The sequence below is a fragment of the Lentzea tibetensis genome, from assembly GCF_007845675.1.
Classification (GTDB): Bacteria; Actinomycetota; Actinomycetes; order Mycobacteriales; family Pseudonocardiaceae; genus Lentzea; species Lentzea tibetensis.
In genome coordinates this window covers 49,207-68,490 of record NZ_VOBR01000002.1, presented here as the reverse complement: position 1 = coordinate 68,490, position 19,284 = coordinate 49,207, and the positions used below count along the sequence as shown (strand labels likewise).

Genomic DNA, 19,284 nt, shown 5'->3' with positions numbered 1-19,284 from the left:
CCCCACTGTTCCGTGCCCGGACTATCCGACGAGCCTTTCCAGTTCACGCAGGACGTGTTCCTCGACGACGTCAGCCAATGCGGAGACCGTTCGCGCGACCAGAACGTCGCGTGGTGTCAGCGAGATGTCGAACGCCACCTTGGCCTTGGCCGCGATGCCGAGGCTGCTCAGCGATTCGCCACCGAGGTCGAAGAAGTCGTCATGGATCCCGACCCGTTGCACACCGAGAGCGTCCGCCCAGATTCCGGCCAGTATCCGTTCGGTGTCGGTTCGCGGCTCGACATGTCCCGCCCCCGGCACCGCACCAGAAGGTTCAGGCAACGCCCGCCGGTCCAGCTTTCCGTTGGGGCTCAACGGCAACCTGTCCAGCACCACGAACGCCGACGGGACCATGTACTCCGGCAGGGACTCGGCCACCACGGCCCGGAGCGTCCCGACGAAGTTCTCGTTCGCGTTCGATGTCGCCACATAGGCAACCAGCCGTTTGGTTCCTGGCGTCTCTTCACCCGCGACCACGACGACATCGTCGACGTCGGCGTGCCGGCGCAGGACCGCCTCGATCTCGCCGGGCTCGATCCGGAACCCCCGAATCTTCACCTGATGATCCACTCGCCCGGCGAACGTCAACTCGCCCGACGAGTTCCACCGCGCGAGGTCCCCCGTCCGGTACATCCGGGACCCGGCAGGCCCGAACGGGCACGCCACAAAACGTTCCGCCGTCAAGCCCGCGCGGTTCAGATATCCCCGTGCCAGCCCCGCGCCGGACACGTACAGCTCACCCACCACGCCCACTGGAACCGGACGCACCGCACCGTCCAGGACGTAGACCCTGGTGTTCCAGATCGGCCCACCGATCGCGGGCACACCGCCCGGCGACAACGGGCCACTCCACGTCGACACCACCGTGGACTCCGTCGGGCCGTACGAGTTGATCATTCGCCGGCCAGCCGCCCACCGCGTCACCAACTCGGCCGGACACGCGTCTCCACCCACTGTGAGCATCCGCAGCCCTGGCAACTCCGAGCCGTCCGGCACAGTCGACAACGCCACCGGCGGAATCAGCGCATGTGTGATGCCCTGCGACACGACGAAGTCCGCCAATGCCTCACCCAGCAACGGACCTGGCGGTGGCACCACCAACGCCGCACCGACCGGCAAGGACATGCACAGCTCCAGCACCGACGCGTCGAAGCTCGGCGACGAGAACTGCAGCACTCGATCACCAGCGCCCACCTGGTAGTGCTCAACCTCCGCCGCCGAGAAACTCGCAAGCCCGGCATGGGACACCACGACGCCCTTCGGCGTCCCCGTCGACCCGGACGTGTAGATCACGTACGCGGAACTGGCCAACGACACGGGCGGCAGCCGATCCACCTCGACCGGTCCATCCACAACGGACTGGTCGAGCACCGTCACCTGGACGTCGCCAGGCAGCATCGCGGCGAGATCAGCGGTGGTCACCACCAACACCGGACGTGCGTCCGCCAACATGAACGCGATCCGCTCCGGCGGATAGGCAGGATCAACCGGCAGATACGCACCGCCTGCCTTCGCCACAGCCAGCTGCGCCACCACGATGTCCGCTGACCGCGGCAAAACCAGTGCCACGATCCCCTCAGGCCCGACACCGCGATCGATCAACGCACGCGCCAGCCGATCCGCCCGCGCATCCAACTCGGCGTAACTCAACGACCCGCCCTCGAACACCACGGCTGTCGCCTCGGGCGTCCGCGCCACCTGGCACTCGAACAGCTCCGCCAACGTCAGCCCCGGCACGTCCCGCGCGGTGTCGTTCCACTCCACCAGGATCTGATCACGCTCGCGCTCGGCCAGAACGTCGATCTGCCCCAGGACAACGGTGGGATCGTCGGCGACCAGTCCGAGCACACGGGTCAAGTGCCCGGCGATCCGCTCGATGCTCGTGGCGTCGAACAGGTGGGGGTCGTAGCCGAACTCGACCGACAACCGCTCACCAGGAGACACCACCACGCTCAACGGGTAGTTCGTCGTCTCCACCGCCGACAACGCGCGCAGCCGCAACCCGCGCACAGCGGCTGCTTCGTCGTTGATCGGATAGTTCTCGAACACCAGAATGCTGTCGAACAGGTTCGTCCCACCCGGCAGCCCGCTCCACCCCTGCACCTTGCCCAGCGACACGAAGTCGAAGCGCCGGGACTCCGCCTGCGAAGCCTGCAGCGACCGCAGCCAGTCGACCAGGCCGGACGCATCATCGACGGCTACCCGGACGGGCAGTGTGTTGATGAATATGCCGGTGATGTCATCCACGCCGGGCAGATCGGCGGGACGGCCGGACACCGTGGCGCCGAAGCAGACATCGCGATGCCCGCTGTACCTGGACAGCAGCAGAGCCCAGGCACCTTGCACCACCGTGTTCACGGTCAATCCGTTGCGCTGGGCCATGTCGCGCAGGCGACTCGTCTGGCCGGCGCCCAACTCGAACGGGAGCCACTCCGACGAGCGGGTGGCGTACGCCTGAACCGGCGTCCGGTCGTACGGCAGCGTCGCCGACGCCTCGTAGCTCGCGAGCAGCTGACGCCAGTGGGTTTCCGCGGCAGCATGGTCCTGTTCCACCAGCCACCGGAGATAGTCCCGGAACGGACGGCGGCTCGAGGGCGTCGGTGGCCGTCCACCGGCCAGAGCGGCGTGCGCGTCGAACACGTCCGACAGCACGCGGAAGACGCTCCAACCGTCCAGCAGGACGTGGTGGAAGGTCCACACGACTTGGACCTCGGTGGCCGACAGCCTCGCCAGAACGAGCCGCATCAACGGAACGGCTCGCAGATCCAGCCCTTCGGACCGGTCGGCCGCCAGAAGCTCTGCCAGCCTGCGCTCACGGTCCTGCTCGGTCGAGGAGTCCCAGTCGAGGAAGGTCACCGGGACCTCAGCCTCGGCGTGGACCAGCTGCAGCGGCTCGTCGACACCCTCCCAGACCATGCCGCTGCGCAGAACCGGTGTGCTGTCGACGACGTGCTGGAAAGCACGGGCCAGCACGTCCGGATCGGGCACGCCGTCGAGCACGAACGTCGCCTGCTCGAAGTAGAGGCCCTGCCCTTCCTGCGACACCCCGTGGAACACCATGCCGGCCTGCATCGGTGTCATGGGGTAGACGTCCTCGACCGAACGTCCGTCTCCCACGAGCCGATCCACCCCTGCCTGGTCGAGTCCGGCCAGCGGGAAATCGGACGGAGTACGACCACCCGCGCCCGGTTCGGCGCAGTGCGCGATGATCTCGCGCAGTGCCGCCACCAGCTTCTCCGCCAGGACCCGGATCGTGCTCTCCTCGTGCACGTCGCTCGAGTACAACCAGGTGAACTCCAGTCGCTTGTCCTCGACACTTCCCACGACGTCGAGCAGGTGTCCGCGAGCGGCGTCGGCGCTGATGTCGGACTGAAGGCCACCGAGCACCTCGTGGAACAGGCCTTCACCGAGGTTCGTCCAGTCGAACTGGCCCAGGTAGTTGAAGCTGACCGGCGGCGTGGACGTCACCTCACGGCCCGCGAGGTAGCGCAGGGCTCCGTAGCCCGAGCCGCGACGTGGCACCGCACGCAGCCCTTCCTTCACCGACTTCAGCGTCGAGCCCCATTCACCCGCGCCGCCATCCAGGACCACCGGGAACATGCTCGTGAACCACCCCACCGTGCGAGACACGTCCACGCCGGCGAGGACCTCCTCACGACCGTGCCCTTCAAGATCCACCACGACCCGGTCGCGACCGGTCCACCGGCCCAGCACCCGGCCCAACGCCGCCAGCAGCACGTCGTTGACCTGTGTCCGGTACACCCCGGGAACATCTCGCAACAACGACTCGGTCTCCGCGACGCCCAGACCCACCGACACCGACCGGACCGAAGCGGCGGTGTTGTCCCCACCGCGGTCCACCGGGAGACCGGGATCGCCTCGCACCTCGGCCCAGTGCGTCAGTTCGTCATCGAACCCGCCGCCGAGCGCGAACTCGGTGAGCCGCAACGCCCAGTCGCGGAACGCGGTCGTCTTCTGCTCGATGTTGACCGGCTCACCGGCGACCAACTGCTGATAGGTGGCGTTGACGTCCTCGAGCAAGATCCGCCACGACACACCGTCCACCACCAGGTGATGCACGGCCAGCAACAACACCGGCCGCCGGTCACCGGGGAACCGGAACAACACCGCCTTCAGCAACGGCCCGCCGGCGAGGTCGAAGCCTGCGTGCACATTCGCGGAGATGTCCCGCATCGCCGATTCACCCTCTGCATCGGGCAAGTCGCAGACCTGCAACAGATCAACCGGTTCGACCGGAGCGTTGTGTTGTGTCCAGCGGCCGTCGACCACGTCGAAGCACATCCGCAGCGCGTCGTGGTGGCTGACCACCGCCGCCAACGCACCGCGGAGAGCCTCCTCGTCCGCTCCGCCACCCAGTTCGATCAGCACCGACTGGTCGAAGTGCTCGGCGTGATCCGGGTTGGTCTGGAAGTACCAGTGCTGAATCGGGGTCAGCGGCACATCGCCGGTCACCGCACCCTGGTCGACCCGCTCGGCGACGACCTCACTGACACTGGCCGCGAGCCCTGCGACAGTGGGATAGCGGAACAGATCTCTCGGCGTCATCCCGAATCCGGACTTCCGAGCTCTGGACACGACCTGGATGCTCAGGATCGAATCGCCGCCCAGCTCGAAGAAGTCGTCCTCGACACCGACCTGCTGCACGCCCAGGACCTCGGCCCAGATCCGCACCAGTTCGGTCTCCGCGGCGGTGCGCGGTGCCACGTGGTCGGCGAGTGAGCTGTGGAAGTCCTTGGCGGCCAGTGCGTCCCGGTCGAGCTTTCCGTTGCGGGTCAGCGGTAGTTCATCCAGCACCAGCACCGCGGAGGGGACCATGTAGTCGGGCAGCAGCACAGCCGCGTGCCGCCGCAGCTCTTCGACGTCGACACCGCCTCCGCTGTCCGGCACGACATATGCCACGAGTCGTTTGACACCGCTGCGGTCCTGGCGAGCGACGACCACGGCTTCACCGACACCGTCATGACCGATCAGCGCCGCCTCGATCTCACCCAGCTCGATCCGGAAACCGCGCACCTTGACCTGATCATCGGCGCGGCCGACGAACTCCACCACGCCGTCGCCCGTCCAGCGTGCGACATCCCCCGTCCGGTACATCCGGCCGCCGGGAGTGCCGAACGGATCAGCGATGAAGGACTCCGCGGTCAAACCGGGACGGCCGAGGTATCCCCGAGCGACTCCGGCTCCCGCGATGAACAACTCCCCTGGGGCACCGATGGGAACCGGCCCGGAGCCGCCGTCCAGAACGTAGACTTGTTTGCCGTCCATAGGACTTCCGATGGGCACGATGTCCGGCACCAGGCTCGGCGACCGGTAAGCGGTCGCGAACGTCGTCGTCTCCGTCGGACCGTAGCCGTCGACGACAGCCAACCCCGGACATGCCTCCAGCACCCGGCGCACCGCGCCGGCGGGCACGACATCCCCACCGGTCCACACCTCGGACACCCCCGCCAGACATGACGGATCATCCTGTGCCAGCACGGTGAACAACCCCGCCGTCAGCCACAACGCCGTCACACCGTGGTGGGAGACCAGCACACGCAACACATCGGGATCCACGTCACCCGCCGACGCCACCACGACCCGGCCTCCGGTCAGCAGCGGAACCCACACCTCGTACGTCGACGCGTCGAATGCCGACGCGGAATGCAGCAGCACGCGGTCGTGGGCGCCACCTGCGAACCGCCTGTCCGCGGCCAGTGCGACGACATCGCGATGGCACACCGCCACACCCTTCGGCACTCCCGAAGAGCCCGACGTGTACATCACGTACGCAAGACCGTCCGGATCGATCCGCACCTCAGGCGAGTCACTCGACTCCGCGTCGACGTCGGTCGCCAGCACAACAGATCCGTTGTGCACCGATGAAGCTGTCTCGTGCCAGGTCTGATCGGTGATCAGCACCGATGCACCGGCCTCCGTCAGGATCGCCCGCATCCGATCCACCGGAGCGCGCAGATCCACCGGTACGTACGCCCCACCGGCCTTGAGCACCGCCAGCTCGGCGACGACGAAGTCGGCAGATCGGGCCATCAGCAGACCGACGCGCTGTTCCCGGTCAACTCCCAGCCGGTCAAGGCGATGTGCCAACCGGTTCGACCACGCGTCCAACTCCGCGTACGTCAAGGACGAGCCGTCCGTCACGAGCGCCACCGCTTCCGGCGCACGCGACACCTGAGCGGCGAACTTCTCGGGAACTGTCGCGTGCTCGACCCCGCGGACGTTCTCGTTCCACTTCAGCAAGACGTGGATGCGCTCGGCCGGGGACACCGCGTGCAACTCGCGCAGGGTCCGGCCGAAGTCCCTGGAGATGCTCGACAGCAGAGCTTCGAGGTTGGCCGCCATCCGCTCGATCGTGGTGGCTTGGAACAACGTCGGGTCGTAGTCGAGCCGGATGGACAGTTCGGTGTCGGGGCTCACCACGACCGTGAGCGGGTAGTTGGTGGGCTCCACGTCCTGCGACTCGACCAGGCTGATTCCGTGCCTGGCCGTGGCGCCGGGGTTGAACGGGTAGTTCTCGAACACCACGATGCTGTCGAAGAGGTTCGTACCGCACCAGTTCTGCAGCTGAGCCAGGGAGACGTACTCGAAACGCCGCGACTCCGCCTGAGTCGCCTGCAGATCACGCAGCCACGAGACCAGCCGCCTGGCACCTTGGACACCCACTCGTGTCGGCACCGTGTTGATGAACAAGCCGACCATGGGTTCCACGCCGGGCAGTTCGGCCGGGCGGCCCGACACAGTCGTGCCGAACACCACGTCCTGCTGTCCGCTGTACGCCGACAACAACACGGCCCACGCGCCCTGAACGACTGTGCTCAGCGTCAAGCCGTTCCGTTGCGCCGCTGTCCGGACACGCGCGGATTCCTCAGCGGAAAGCGTGATGCGGACGGTCTTGGAGGACAGCCTCCGATGCGCCTCGCCAGGTTTCCGGTCGTAGGGCAACAGGGTGGTGGACTCGACATCGCCGAGCAAGGCTCGCCAGTACTCCTCGGCCTCACCGAGGTCGCGTTCGGACAGCCACTCGATGTAGTCGCGGAACGGCCTTCTGGCAGGCAGGTCCGGCACACGCTCCTCGACGATCGACGCGTACTGCTCGCACACCTCCTGGAACACCTGGGCCGCGCTCCACCCGTCGAGCAGCACGTGGTGGAAGGTCCACACCAGCAAGACCTGGTCGGGCGATGTCGTGATCACAGCGAGCCGCATCAGCGGTGGTTCGGCGAGATCCAGCCCCTCGGCCCTGCCATCGGCGAGAACGCGCACCAGTTCGTCGTCCTGCCGCTGCGCTGTCCACTCCGCCGACGTACTTTCCCCCGCGGAGGCGGAATCCGATACCGTCCAGTCGTCGTAGTGGACCGGCAACACCACATCGCGCGCCACGACCTGCAAGGGCTCGGCGAGACCGTCCCACACCACACTGCTGCGCAGCATCGGAGTGCGGTCCAGGACCCGTTGCCATGCGGTTCCCATCGCCGCCGGGTCACGAACACCGGACAGGCGAAGGCGCACCTGGTTGAGGTAGGCACCCGAGCTCGTGTCCACCAGGCTGTGGAACAGCATCCCGGCCTGCATCGACGTCAGCGGATAGACGTCCTCGACGCGGCTCCCGTCGCCGGCCAGAACGTCCACAGCAGCCTGATCGAGGCCCGCCAACGGGAAGTCCGACGGGGTGCGGCCACCTGCCCCCGGCTCGGCGCAATGCGCGATGATCTCACGGAGTGCGTGGACCACGTGCTGCGCCAACGACTGAACGGTCGGCTCGCGGTGCACGTTCGGCGAGTAGTACCAAGTGAGTTCCAGTGCCCCGCGCTCAACTCGGCCGACCACGTCGAGCAAGTGCGGCCTGGGTGCCCGCGGACTCGCAGCACCGCCCACACCGCCACGGACTTCGTGGAAGAGGCCACCGGTGGACCAGTCGAACTGGCCGAGGTAGTTGAAGCTGACCTGTGGTGATGCTTCGGAAACCGACAGAGTGGTGCCGGCGAGATGACGGAGGGCACCGTGGCCAACGCCACGTCTGGGCACGGAACGCAGCTGTTCTTTGACCGCCTTCAGCACCGAACCCCAGTCACCCGCGCCGGCGTCCAGCACCACCGGGAACATGCTGGTGAACCACCCGACGGTCCGGGACAGGTCGACGTCGGAGAACAACTCCTCACGACCGTGTCCCTCGAGGTCGACGAGCACCTGGTCACGGCCCGACCACCGGGACAGCGTCCGGGTGAGTGCACTCAGCAGAACATCGTTGACCTGCGTGCGATACACCGCGGGAACGTCCTGCAGCAACGCCTTGGTCTCCTCGACTCCCAGGCGCACCACCACCTCCCGCATCGACCCGATCGTGTTGGCACCGTGATCATCGGCTGGCAACGCCGGCTCGTGATCGGTGGTCACGGTCGCCCAGTGCGCCAGCTCGTCCGAGAACCCGCCGTTGTGCGCGTGGTCGGTCAGCCGCACGGACCAGTCCCGGAACGACGTCGTCTTCGGCTGCAGGGGAAGGTTCCGGTAGGCGGTGTCGATGTCCTCCAGCAGGATCCGCCATGACACGCCGTCCACCACGAGGTGGTGCACCGCTATGAACAGCAACGGCCGCCGAGTCTCGCCGCGGTCGAACAACGCCGCCTTGAGCAGCGGCCCACGGCGCAGGTCGAAACTCGCGTGCATCGCGTCGATCACCGGCTGCACGTCAGCATCGGGCAGGGTGTGCACCTGGAGAACGTCGACCGGTTCAATCGGAGCGTTGTGCTGCGTCCACTGACCGTCGACGTCGTCGAACCGCATCCGCAACGCGTCGTGGTGAGCGATCACCGCGGCCAGCGCATCGGCGAGCGCGGCGCGGTCGGTGTCCAGGTCCAGTTCGGCGAGGATCGACTGGTTGAAGTGCTCCGGATGCACGGTCTGGGTCTCGAAGAACCAACTCTGGATCGGCGTCAACGGCAGGTCGCCGGTCACCGGCCCCTGGTCGACAGCCGTCAGCACGGCGCCGGCACCGCCGGCGGCCAACGAGGCCACGGTGGGGTGCCGGAACAGATCCCGGGGCAGAATCGTGAGACCGGCCTGGCGCGCGCGGGAAGCGACTTGAATGCTGAGAATCGAATCGCCGCCCAGCTCGAAGAAGTTGTCCTCGACACCCACCTGCGACACGCGGAGGACCTCGGCGAAGATCCTGGCGAGCTCCAGCTCCGCGGCATCACGTGGTGCCACATGGCCGGACGTCGTCAGCCCGGCCCAGTCGACCTCGGGCAGCGCACGGCGATCGACCTTGCCGTTGACGTTGAGCGGCAACCGGTCCAGCGGTACGAACACCGAGGGCACCATGTAGTCCGGCAGAGTTCGCGCCAGGAACGTGCGCAACTCCGCGGTGTCGGGGATTCGCCCCGGCGAACCCACGACGTAGGCGACGAGCCTCTTGCGACCGGCGCTGTCGCCAGGCGCGACGATGACGGCCTCGGCCACGTCGGCGTGGTCCAGCAGCGCGGCTTCGATCTCGCCGAGCTCGATCCGGAACCCGCGGATCTTCACCTGGTCGTCCGCCCGGCCGACGAACTCCAGTTCACCACCAGCGGTCCACCGGACCACGTCACCCGTGCGGTACATCCGTTCGCCGGCAGCGCCGAGGTCCGGCACCGCCACGAACCGGTCCGCGGTCAGTCCGGGCTGGTCCAGATACCCGCGCGCCAACCCGGCACCGGCGATGTGCAGCTCGCCCGGCGCACCGATCGGCACCGGCCGCAACGCGCTGTCCAACACGTGCACTCGCACGTTGTCCAGCGGGCGACCGATCGGCACCACGTCGGGTACCGCGTCCACGCCGACCATGCTCCGCTGGGTGGCGTACGTGGTCGTCTCGGTCGGCCCGTAGACGTCAACGACCACGAGCCCTGGGCAGGCGGCCGACACGCGACGCAACGCCGCGGCCGGAACGACCTCTCCGCCGGTCCAGACCTCCTGCGCGCCGGCGAGGCAGTCGGGTGCGTCCTGGGCCACCATCCGGAACAGCCCGGAGGTGAGGAACACCGCGGTCACCCCGTGCTGGTCGATCATCCGGCGCAGCACGTCCGCGTCCACATCACCCGGCGGTGCCAGCACGACCCGTCCCCCGTTGAGCAGGGGCACCCACAACTCGTACGTCGAGGCGTCGAAGGCCAGCGGTGAGTGCAGGAGTACGCACTCGTGTCCACCGCCGCGGAACCGGCGGTCCATGGCGAACGAGGCGACGTCGCACTGGCGGGCCATCACCCCCTTCGGAGTGCCCGTCGAACCCGACGTGTACATCACGTATGCGAGGTTCTCCGGATCGATGACCGCGGCAGGCTGGGCAGTCGACTCCCGCGCCAACGAGAGATCGCCGTCCACGGCAATGAGATGTCCACTGCAGACATCGCGGGCGGTCGGCACCCAACGCTGATCGACCAGCAGCACCGAGACGCCGACCAGCATGGCGCGCATCCGGTCAGCGGGCGCCCGCACATCGACCGGTACGTAAGCCCCACCGGCTTTGACCACCGCGAGTTCCGCGACCACGACGTCGATCGAGCGCTCCATCAGCACACCGACGAGGTCCTCCGGTCGCACACCCAAGCCGATCAGGCGATTCGCGAGCTGGTTCGCCCGCGAGTCCAGTTCGGCGTAGCTCAGCGATCCGGCGTCCGAAGTCAGGGCCACGGCCTGCGGGGTGCGACTTGCCTGATCGGTGAACAAACTCGACACCGTGGCCCGCGGGAGCTCGTTGTCGGTGCTGTTCCACTCGACGACGACCTGATGGCGTTCGGCAGCTGTCGTGACGAGGAGCTGGGACACCCGTCGTTCCACGTCATCGGCGATGCCGCCCAGCACGAGTGCGAGGCGCTGAGTCAGCCGGTTGATCGTGGCCGCGTCGAACAGGGCCGGGTCGTAGCCGAGCTCGACCGACAACTGCCGTCCGGGAGTCACCATGACGCTCAGCGGGTAGTTCGTCGTTTCCACCGCCGACAGCTCGCGCAACCCCAAGCCACGTGAGGCGGCGGCTTCGACGTCGATCGGATAGTTCTCGACCACCACGATGCTGTCGAACAGAGCGGTGCCGCTCTTCTGCAGCCGCGCCAGCGAGACGTAGCCGAACCGCTGGGCCTCGGCCTGGCCGGCCTGCAGCTCCCGCAACCACTCCAGCAGGCTCTGCTGCCAGCGAATGCCCACTCTGGTCGGGATGGTGTTGATGAACATGCCGATCATCGACTCCACCCCGGCCAGTTCGGCCGGGCGACCTGACACGGTCGTCCCGAACACCACGTCCCGTTGACCGCTGCACGCGGACAACACCAACGCCCAAGCACCTTGGACGACCGTGCTCAACGTCAGACCGGCCTGCTGGGTCATCGCACGCAACCGGTCCGTCTGCTCCGGGGAGAGGGTCGCGTCCACGGTGTCCGACGACTCGGCGTGGTGGGCGTCCAGCGGTGGCCGGTCGTAGGGCAACGGCGTCGGCGAATCGAGATCCCCGACGACTTCCCGCCAGTACGCGTCACTCGCGTCCTGATCCTGTTCGGACAACCACCGCAGGTAGTCGTGGAACGGCCGGCGGCTCACCGGCTCGGGACGCCGGCCTCCGGCGAGCGCGGCGTGGGCGGCGAACACATCCGAGAGAACGCTGAAGATGCTCCACCCGTCCAGCAGCACGTGGTGGAAGGTCCACACCACCTGGACCTCGCCGGTTGACAGCCGCGCCAGCGCGAGCCGCATCAACGGGGCGGTTCCCAGGTCCAGTCCCCGCACCTGGTCCGCGACCAGGAACTCGGCGAGCTGCCGTGTTCGGTCGACCGCGGACAACTCGCTCCAGTCCAGGAAGGACACCGGAATCGCGGCTTCGCGCATGACCAGTTGCAGTGGCTCGTCGACGTCGTCCCAGAGGACACTGCTGCGGCACACCGGATTCTGATCGACCGCGTGCTGGAAGGACAGTGCCAGCGTCCGCGGGTCGGGAACGCCGTCGAGCACGAACGTGAGCTGCTGGAAGTAGACGCTCTGATCACCTTGCGAGACACCGTGGAACACCATTCCCCGCTGGGCCGGAGTGAGCGGGTAGATGTCCTCGACGGTGCGTCCGTCACCGGCGAGGAGATCCACGCCCGCCTGATCCAGTCGCGCCAGCGGGAAGTCCGACGGGGTGCGGCCTCCTGACTCAGCCAGAGCGCAGTGCGCGATGATCTCCCGCAACGCCGAGACCAACTCCTCGGCCACTGCGCGGACAGTGTCCTCGTCGTGCACGGTCACCGAGTAGAACCAGGTGAACTTCAGCGTCCCTTCCTCGACCATGCCTACGATGTCGAGCGCATGGGTACGACGGGCCGCCGGATCGTCACTCAACTCGAGCCCGCTGTGCAGACCGCGGTACAGCGCACTGTCGCCGGTCACCCAGTCGGCCTGGCCGAGGTAGTTGAACCGCACGGGTGACGCGGGTGTGTGCGGCAGCTTGTGCGCGAGATGGCGCAGGGCTCCGTACCCGAATCCGCGCTGTGGTACCGAACGCAGCTGCTCCTTGACCGACTTCAGCGCTGTGCCCCACTCGCCGGAAGTCGCCTCCAGCACCACTGGGAACATGGTCGTGAACCACCCCACCGTGCGAGATGTGTCCACATCGGCAAGGACTTCCTCACGACCGTGACCTTCCAGGTCCACCACGACCCGGTCGCGACCGGTCCAGCTCCCCAGCACCCGGCCCAACGCCGCCAGCAGCACATCGTTGACCTGCGTCCGATACACCCGCGGAACGTCCTGCAGCAACGCTTTCGTCTCCGCGGCGGTCAGCACCGCTGAGACTGACCGCGTCGAGGCGACACCGCCCCGCTCGATGTCGGCGGGGCCGGTTTCGTCTGTCGACGTGGTCGCGTCCCAGTACGTCAGTTCGTCGTCGAACCCGCCGTCGAGCGCGTGCTCGGTGAGTTTGAGCGACCAGTCCTGGAACGACGTGGTCTTCGGGCGCAGGGCCGCGTTCCGGTACGCGGCGTCGATGTCCTCCAGCAGGATCCGCCACGACACACCGTCCACCACCAGGTGATGCACGGCCAACGACAGCACCGGCCGCTCGCCACCGACCACCAGCACCGCCTTGAGCAGCGGCCCTCGACCGAGGTCGAAGGTCACTCGCCCGTCGCCGTCCACATCGCACGCGTTCCGCACTTCGAGAACGTCCGCGGCCTCGGCGGGAGCGTTGTGCTGCGACCACCGGCCATCCGCGACCTCGAACCGCATGCGCAGGGCGTCGTGGTGAGCGATCACCGCGTTCAGCGCACCCCGGAGTGCCCCGTGGTCGACATCTCCGGCCAGTTCCACCGCGAGCGATTGGCCGAAGTGCTCCGATCCGGTCGTGCGGGCGTCGAACAGCCAGTGCTGAATCGGCGTCAAGGGCACCGGTCCCGCCACCGCACCCTGATCGATCACTCCGGCCCGCGCCGTTGTCACGTGCGGAGCGAGGGACGCGACGGTCTGATGGAGGAACAGGTCTCTCGACATCATCATCAAGCCCGCTCGCCGTGCCAGGGACACGACCTGGATGCTCAGGATCGAGTCACCACCCAGGCCGAAGAAGTTGTCCTGGACGCCGACCCGCTCCAGCCCGAGCACGTCGGCCCAGATCTGGACGAGCGTGCGCTCGACTTGGGTCCTGGGGCCCGCGTAACCGGTCCGGCCCGCGCCGAAGTCCGGTGCCGGTAGGGCCGCGCGGTCCAGCTTCCCGCTGGAGTTGAGCGGAAATCCGTCGAGGGCGACGAACGCCGACGGAACCATGTGGTCCGGCAGCGTCCGGCAGAGGAAGTCGCGCAGCTCGGCGACGTCGATGGCCGCTGCGACGACATAGGCCACGAGCCGTTTGTGCCCGGACTCCTCCTGCCGCACGACCACGACCACTTCCGCGATGTCCTCGTGCTGACGCAGAGCGGCCTCGACCTCGCCGAGTTCGATCCGGAATCCGCGGATCTTCACCTGGTGGTCGGCCCGGCCGAGGTACTCCAGCTCACCGGCGCGGTTCCACCGCACCACGTCTCCGGTGCGGTACATCCGGGCACCCGGCTCACCGAACGGGTCGGCGATGAAGCGGTCGGCGGTCAGGCCCGGCCGGTTGAGGTATCCGCGGGCCAGGCCGCGGCCGCCCAGGTGGAGTTCGCCGGGTACGCCGATCGGGGTGGGTCGAAGCGACGGGTCGAGCACGTAGGCGGTGGTGTTGGCGATGGGACGGCCGATCGGCGGCGCCTGCTGCTGATCGCCACCGTCGGAGTACCAGGCCGCCGCGTACACCGTCGCCTCGGTCGGGCCGTAGATGTTGGCGATCCGGCTGCTGGGCAGTGCGGTACGGATGTCCCGGACCATTTTCGCCGGCAGCGCCTCACCCGCGAGGACGACAGCACCCGCGCTGACGGGTAGTCCGTCCTGAGCGAGCAGCTGGGCGAACGCCGAGGGAACGCCGCCGATCAGACTGACCGGCTCGGTCACCACGCCCTCGCCGAGCGCCAGCAGGTCGCGCACGATCTGGACGGTCCCGCCGACGGCCAGTGGACCGAAGATCTCGAACACGGACACGTCGAAAGTCAGCGAGGTCGATGCCACGACGCTGGACAGGCCGGTCGCGCCGAACTCTGCCGCCGCCCACGCCACCAGGTCGACCATGCTCCGGTGCGTGACCACGACCCCCTTGGGCCTGCCGGTCGAACCGGAGGTGTAGATCACGTAAGCCGGATTGGCCGCGAGCAGGCCGCCCGCCGGATCTCCGGCCGGGCTCCCGGCGAGCGCCTCGACAACAACGGGATCGTCGAGGACCAGCTGAACCACGTCTTCGTGGGCGGGGATCTGGTCGGTGACGCCAGTCGTCGCCAGCACCAACTCGGGCCGGGCGTCGTCGAGGATCAGGGCGATCCGCTCCGCCGGGTAGCCGGGGTCGATCGGCAGGTACGCGGCGCCGGCCTTCAGCACGGCCATGGCCGCCACGACGAGGTCTGCCGACCGCGGCATCGCCAGCACCACGAATCGTTCGGGCCCCACGCCTCGGCTGATCAGCAGATGCGCCAACCGGTTGGCGCGCTGGTTCAGCTCCACGTAGGACAGACGGACGTCGTCGCAGACCAGGGCCGTGGCCTCTGGTGTCCGGGCCACCTGCGCCTCGAACAGCGCCGGCAACGTCGTCGTGGGGACGTCCTGCGTGGTGTCGTTCCACGTCACGACCACCTGGTGCTGTTCGGCGTCGGTCAGCAGGGGCAGCTGCGCCAGCGGCCGGCCCGGTTCGGTGAGGATTCCCTTCAGCAGAACCAGGAGGTGATCGGTCATCCGCTCCACGGTGTGCGCGTCGAACAGGTCGGTGTTGTACTCGATCGCGACATCCATCTCCTGGGGCCCGGCTTCGCCGCCGCGCGGCCAGAACTCGACCACGAGGTCGAACCTGGCCGATGGTCGCGGCAGGTCCTGCTCGGTGATCCGCAGTCCACCGGCCTCGTGCGGCCGGATCATCGCGTTCTGCAGCACGACCAAGGCCTGCACGAGCGGCGTCCGGCTGGGGTCGCGTTCGGGTCGCAGCTCCTCGACGACGCTGTCGAAGGGGACCTCGCCGTTGGCGAACGCTTCCAGCACGGTCTCGCGGACCTCGCGAAGGAACTCGGTGAACGGCCGGGCAGGCTCGACCCACGACCGCAGGACGAGGGTGTTGACGAAGAAGCCGGCGAGGTTCTCCAGCTCGGCTCTGTCTCGTCCGGCGACCACGGTTCCGATCGAGATGTCCCGCTGATCGCCGTAACGCGAGAACAACACCTGCACGGCCGCGGTGAGGGTCATGAACACAGTGGCTCCGTGTTCACGTCCCATCGCCGTCAGTCCTTCGACCAGCTCCGACGGCAAGGACGCACGGTGAATCGCACCGGAACTCGTCCGCAGCCGCGGACGTGGCCGGTCGGTGGGCAGTTCGAGCGCCTGGATACCGGCCAGCTTCCGCTTCCAGTAGCCCAGTTGCCCGGCCGCGGCGGGGGTGGACAGCTGCAAGCGCTGCCACACCGCGAAATCCGGGTACTGGATCGGCAGTTCGCACAGGTCCGCCGTGCCCGCGTAGAGCTTGCCGAGCTCATCCACCAGCAGGCCGACCGACCAGCCATCGGTGACGATGTGATGCTGGCCGAGCATCAGCACGTGGTCGTCGTCGGCGATCCGCACCAACACCGCGCGGGTCAGCGGGCCCTGCCGGAGGTCGAATGGCAGGGTCAGCTCCTCGGCCAGAACCTGATCCAGCTCCTCCGCGGTGGACAGGGTGACCTCGCGCAGCGGGAGGTCCGCTTCCGCGGCCACGACCTGGACTCCACGGCCGTCCACGGTGTGGACTGTCGTTCGCAGCGCTTCGTGCCGGGCGCTCAGAGCGGTCAACGCGCTCCGCAGCGCCTCGACATCCACTGTTCCGGACAGGCGCAGCCCGACACCGGTGTTGTACTCCGTCCCTCCCCTGGTCAGATCATCGAGGAACCACAACCGTTGCTGCGCGGAGGAAAGCGGCAACGCCTGATCCCTCCGTGCAGGAGTGATCTCCGCCGCGTGCGCGGACTCCGCCCGCACCGGCAGCAACTCGGCGAGCTCCGCGACGGTACTGGCGTCGAACACGGCACGCGCGGAAAGTCCGATCCCGAACGCCCCGCGCACTCGCGCCAGCACTCGGGCGCCGAGGATCGAGTCACCGCCGAGTTCGAAGAAGTCGTCCTCGACACCGACTCGCCGCACACCCAGAACGTCCGCCCAGATCCCGGCCAGAACCCGTTCAGTGCCGGTCCGCGGCTCCACATGTCCCACCCCCGGCGCCGTACCGGACGGCTCAGGCAACGCCAGACGATCCAACTTGCCGTTCGGACTCAACGGCAATCGGTCCAGCACCACGAACACCGCCGGAACCATGTAGTCCGGCAAGCGTTCGGCAGTCATGACCCGCAGCTCGGCCGGCAACGCCTCATCGACGTTCGACGCGGCGACGTAGGCCACCAGCCGCTTGACGCCTGACAGCTGTTCCTGTGCCACGACGACAACGTCGTCGACTTCCGCGTGCCCTCGTAGCACCGTCTCGATCTCACCAGGCTCGATCCGGAACCCTCGCACCTTCACCTGATGGTCCACCCGGCCGATGAACTCCAGGTCACCCGCCGGATTCCACCGAACCCGGTCTCCGGTCCGATACATCCTGGCCCCCGCGGGCCCGAACGGGCACGCCACGAACCGCTCCGCCGTCAGGCCCGCACGCCCCAGATACCCGCGCGCCAGCCCCGCGCCGGCCACGTGCAATTCACCGACGACACCCACGGGAACCGGACGCAACCCGCTGTCCAGCACGAACACCCGTGTGTTCCAGATCGGCCTGCCGATCGGGGGCACCTCCCCCGCCGACAACGGACCGCTCCACGTCGAGACCACAGTGGACTCCGTCGGGCCATACGAGTTGATCAACCGCCGACCCGGCGCCCACCGCGCCACCAGCTCCGCCGAACACGCGTCCCCACCTACCGCCAGCATCCGCAACCCCGGCAAGTCCACGCTTTCGGCAACCGTCGACAGCGCCACCGGCGGAATCAACGCGTGCGTCACGCCCTGGGACGCCACGACATCCGCCAACTCCTCCCCCAGCAACGGACCCGGCGGAGGAATCACCAACGCCGCTCCCGCGGGCAGCGACATGCACAACTCGAGCACCGATGCGTCGAAACTCGGCGACGAGAACTGCAACACCCGATCACCAGCACCGACCTCGTAGTGCTCAACCTCCGCCGCTGAGAAGCTCGCCAGCCCGGCATGCGACACGACGACGCCCTTCGGACGTCCCGTCGACCCGGACGTGTAGATCACATAGGCGGGATTCGCCAACTCCAACGGGGTCAGCCGATCCTGGTCGACCGGACAGCGATCATCTCCGTCCACAGCGGACAGTTCATCGAGCAGCACCACGTCGGCACCGGGCACCACACCCGCGAACTCCGCCGTTGTCACCACCAGCACCGGACACGAGTCCGACAACATGAACGCGATGCGCTCAGCCGGATAGGCCGGATCGACCGGCAGGTACGCCCCACCCGCCTTCGCCACCGCCAGCTGCGCGACAACGATCTCCACCGACCGCGGCAACACCAACGCCACGATCCCCTCGGGACCCACACCGCGCCCGATCAACACGTGCGCAAGCCGATTCGCCCGCACGTCCAACTCCGCGAAACTCAACGACCCGCCCTCGAACACCACGGCCGTCGCTTCCGGCGAGCGCTGAACCTGCCTCTCGACCAACTCGGCCAGCGTCAGTCCTGGAACAGCCCGAGCAGTGTCGTTCCACCCCACCAACAACCGCTCGCGCTCAGCCACTCCCAGAACGTCGATCTTCCCCACCGGCACGGCCGGGTCCCCGGCGGCAACCTCGAGCACTCGGCTGAGGTGCTGGGCAAACCTTTCCGCCGCGAGAGGATCGAAGCCATCTCGTTGGTGTTCGATCACGCCTGACACGCCACCGCGGTGCTCGACCAGACGCACCACGAGATCGGCGAGACGCAGTCCCCCGAACGACGGGGTACCGGCGAACCGATCCGAGACGACCACCACCGTCGGCGGCGAATCGTCCAGGCTCGCCTCGTGCGCCAAGCCGCCGACCTGGCTCAGCAAGTCCGAGAACGGGCGCGAATCGTCCACTCGGGATCGCAGGGTCACCACCGTCGTGAACGAGCCGGCCGCCGGGTCGAGATCGCCGTCACGGCCGTCGAGCAGCAAGCCCACGGGGACTTCTCGCCGGCCCGTCCACCGGGAGAGCACGATCGCCGCGGCCGCGACGAGCACGTCGACCGCACTGGCGTCGTGGAGTTCGGCGAGGTCCGCGGGGATGGGCAGTCCGTGCGTCTCCGCCGCGGGCCTGTCGATGACGGAAGCGGTGTAGAGGACCCCGAGCTCCTCGACCAGGACGTGCAACGACCGCTCATCGACCTCGCTGCGGTGCGCGGAGAGCAGCACCACGTGTTCGTTCTCGGCCACCCGCAGCACGTCGACATCGACGGACCGAAGAGCCTCGTGCCGAGCACCCAGCCCCCGCGCGGCCTCGGCCAGTGCGGTCGCGTCCAGCGCACCGAACAGCCGGATCGAACAACTCACCGTCTCGTGCGGCATCGTGTCATGGGCCATGGTGGATCTCGAACCTTCCGGGCGCGATCGAGCGACCAGTGCCATCACAGGACACCGGCGAACACAGGACAGAAGATGTGATGC

Annotated in this window: 1 protein-coding gene; it reads right to left on the bottom strand. The window is 67.9% G+C overall.

The annotated features are described in order from the left end of the window. Positions 1-21: 21 nt before the first annotated feature. The gene (locus tag FKR81_RS45565; protein WP_186762711.1) at positions 22-19,200 is read right to left on the bottom strand and encodes a non-ribosomal peptide synthase/polyketide synthase; all 19,179 of its coding nucleotides are present in this window, start codon (positions 19,198-19,200) and stop codon (positions 22-24) included. Positions 19,201-19,284: the final 84 nt, after the last annotated feature.

Bases quoted from the DNA above. Each gene is read 5' to 3' on its own strand.
- FKR81_RS45565 (WP_186762711.1), bottom strand. From the start codon at position 19,200: ATGGCCCATGACACGATGCCGCACGAGACGGTGAGTTGTTCGATCCGG.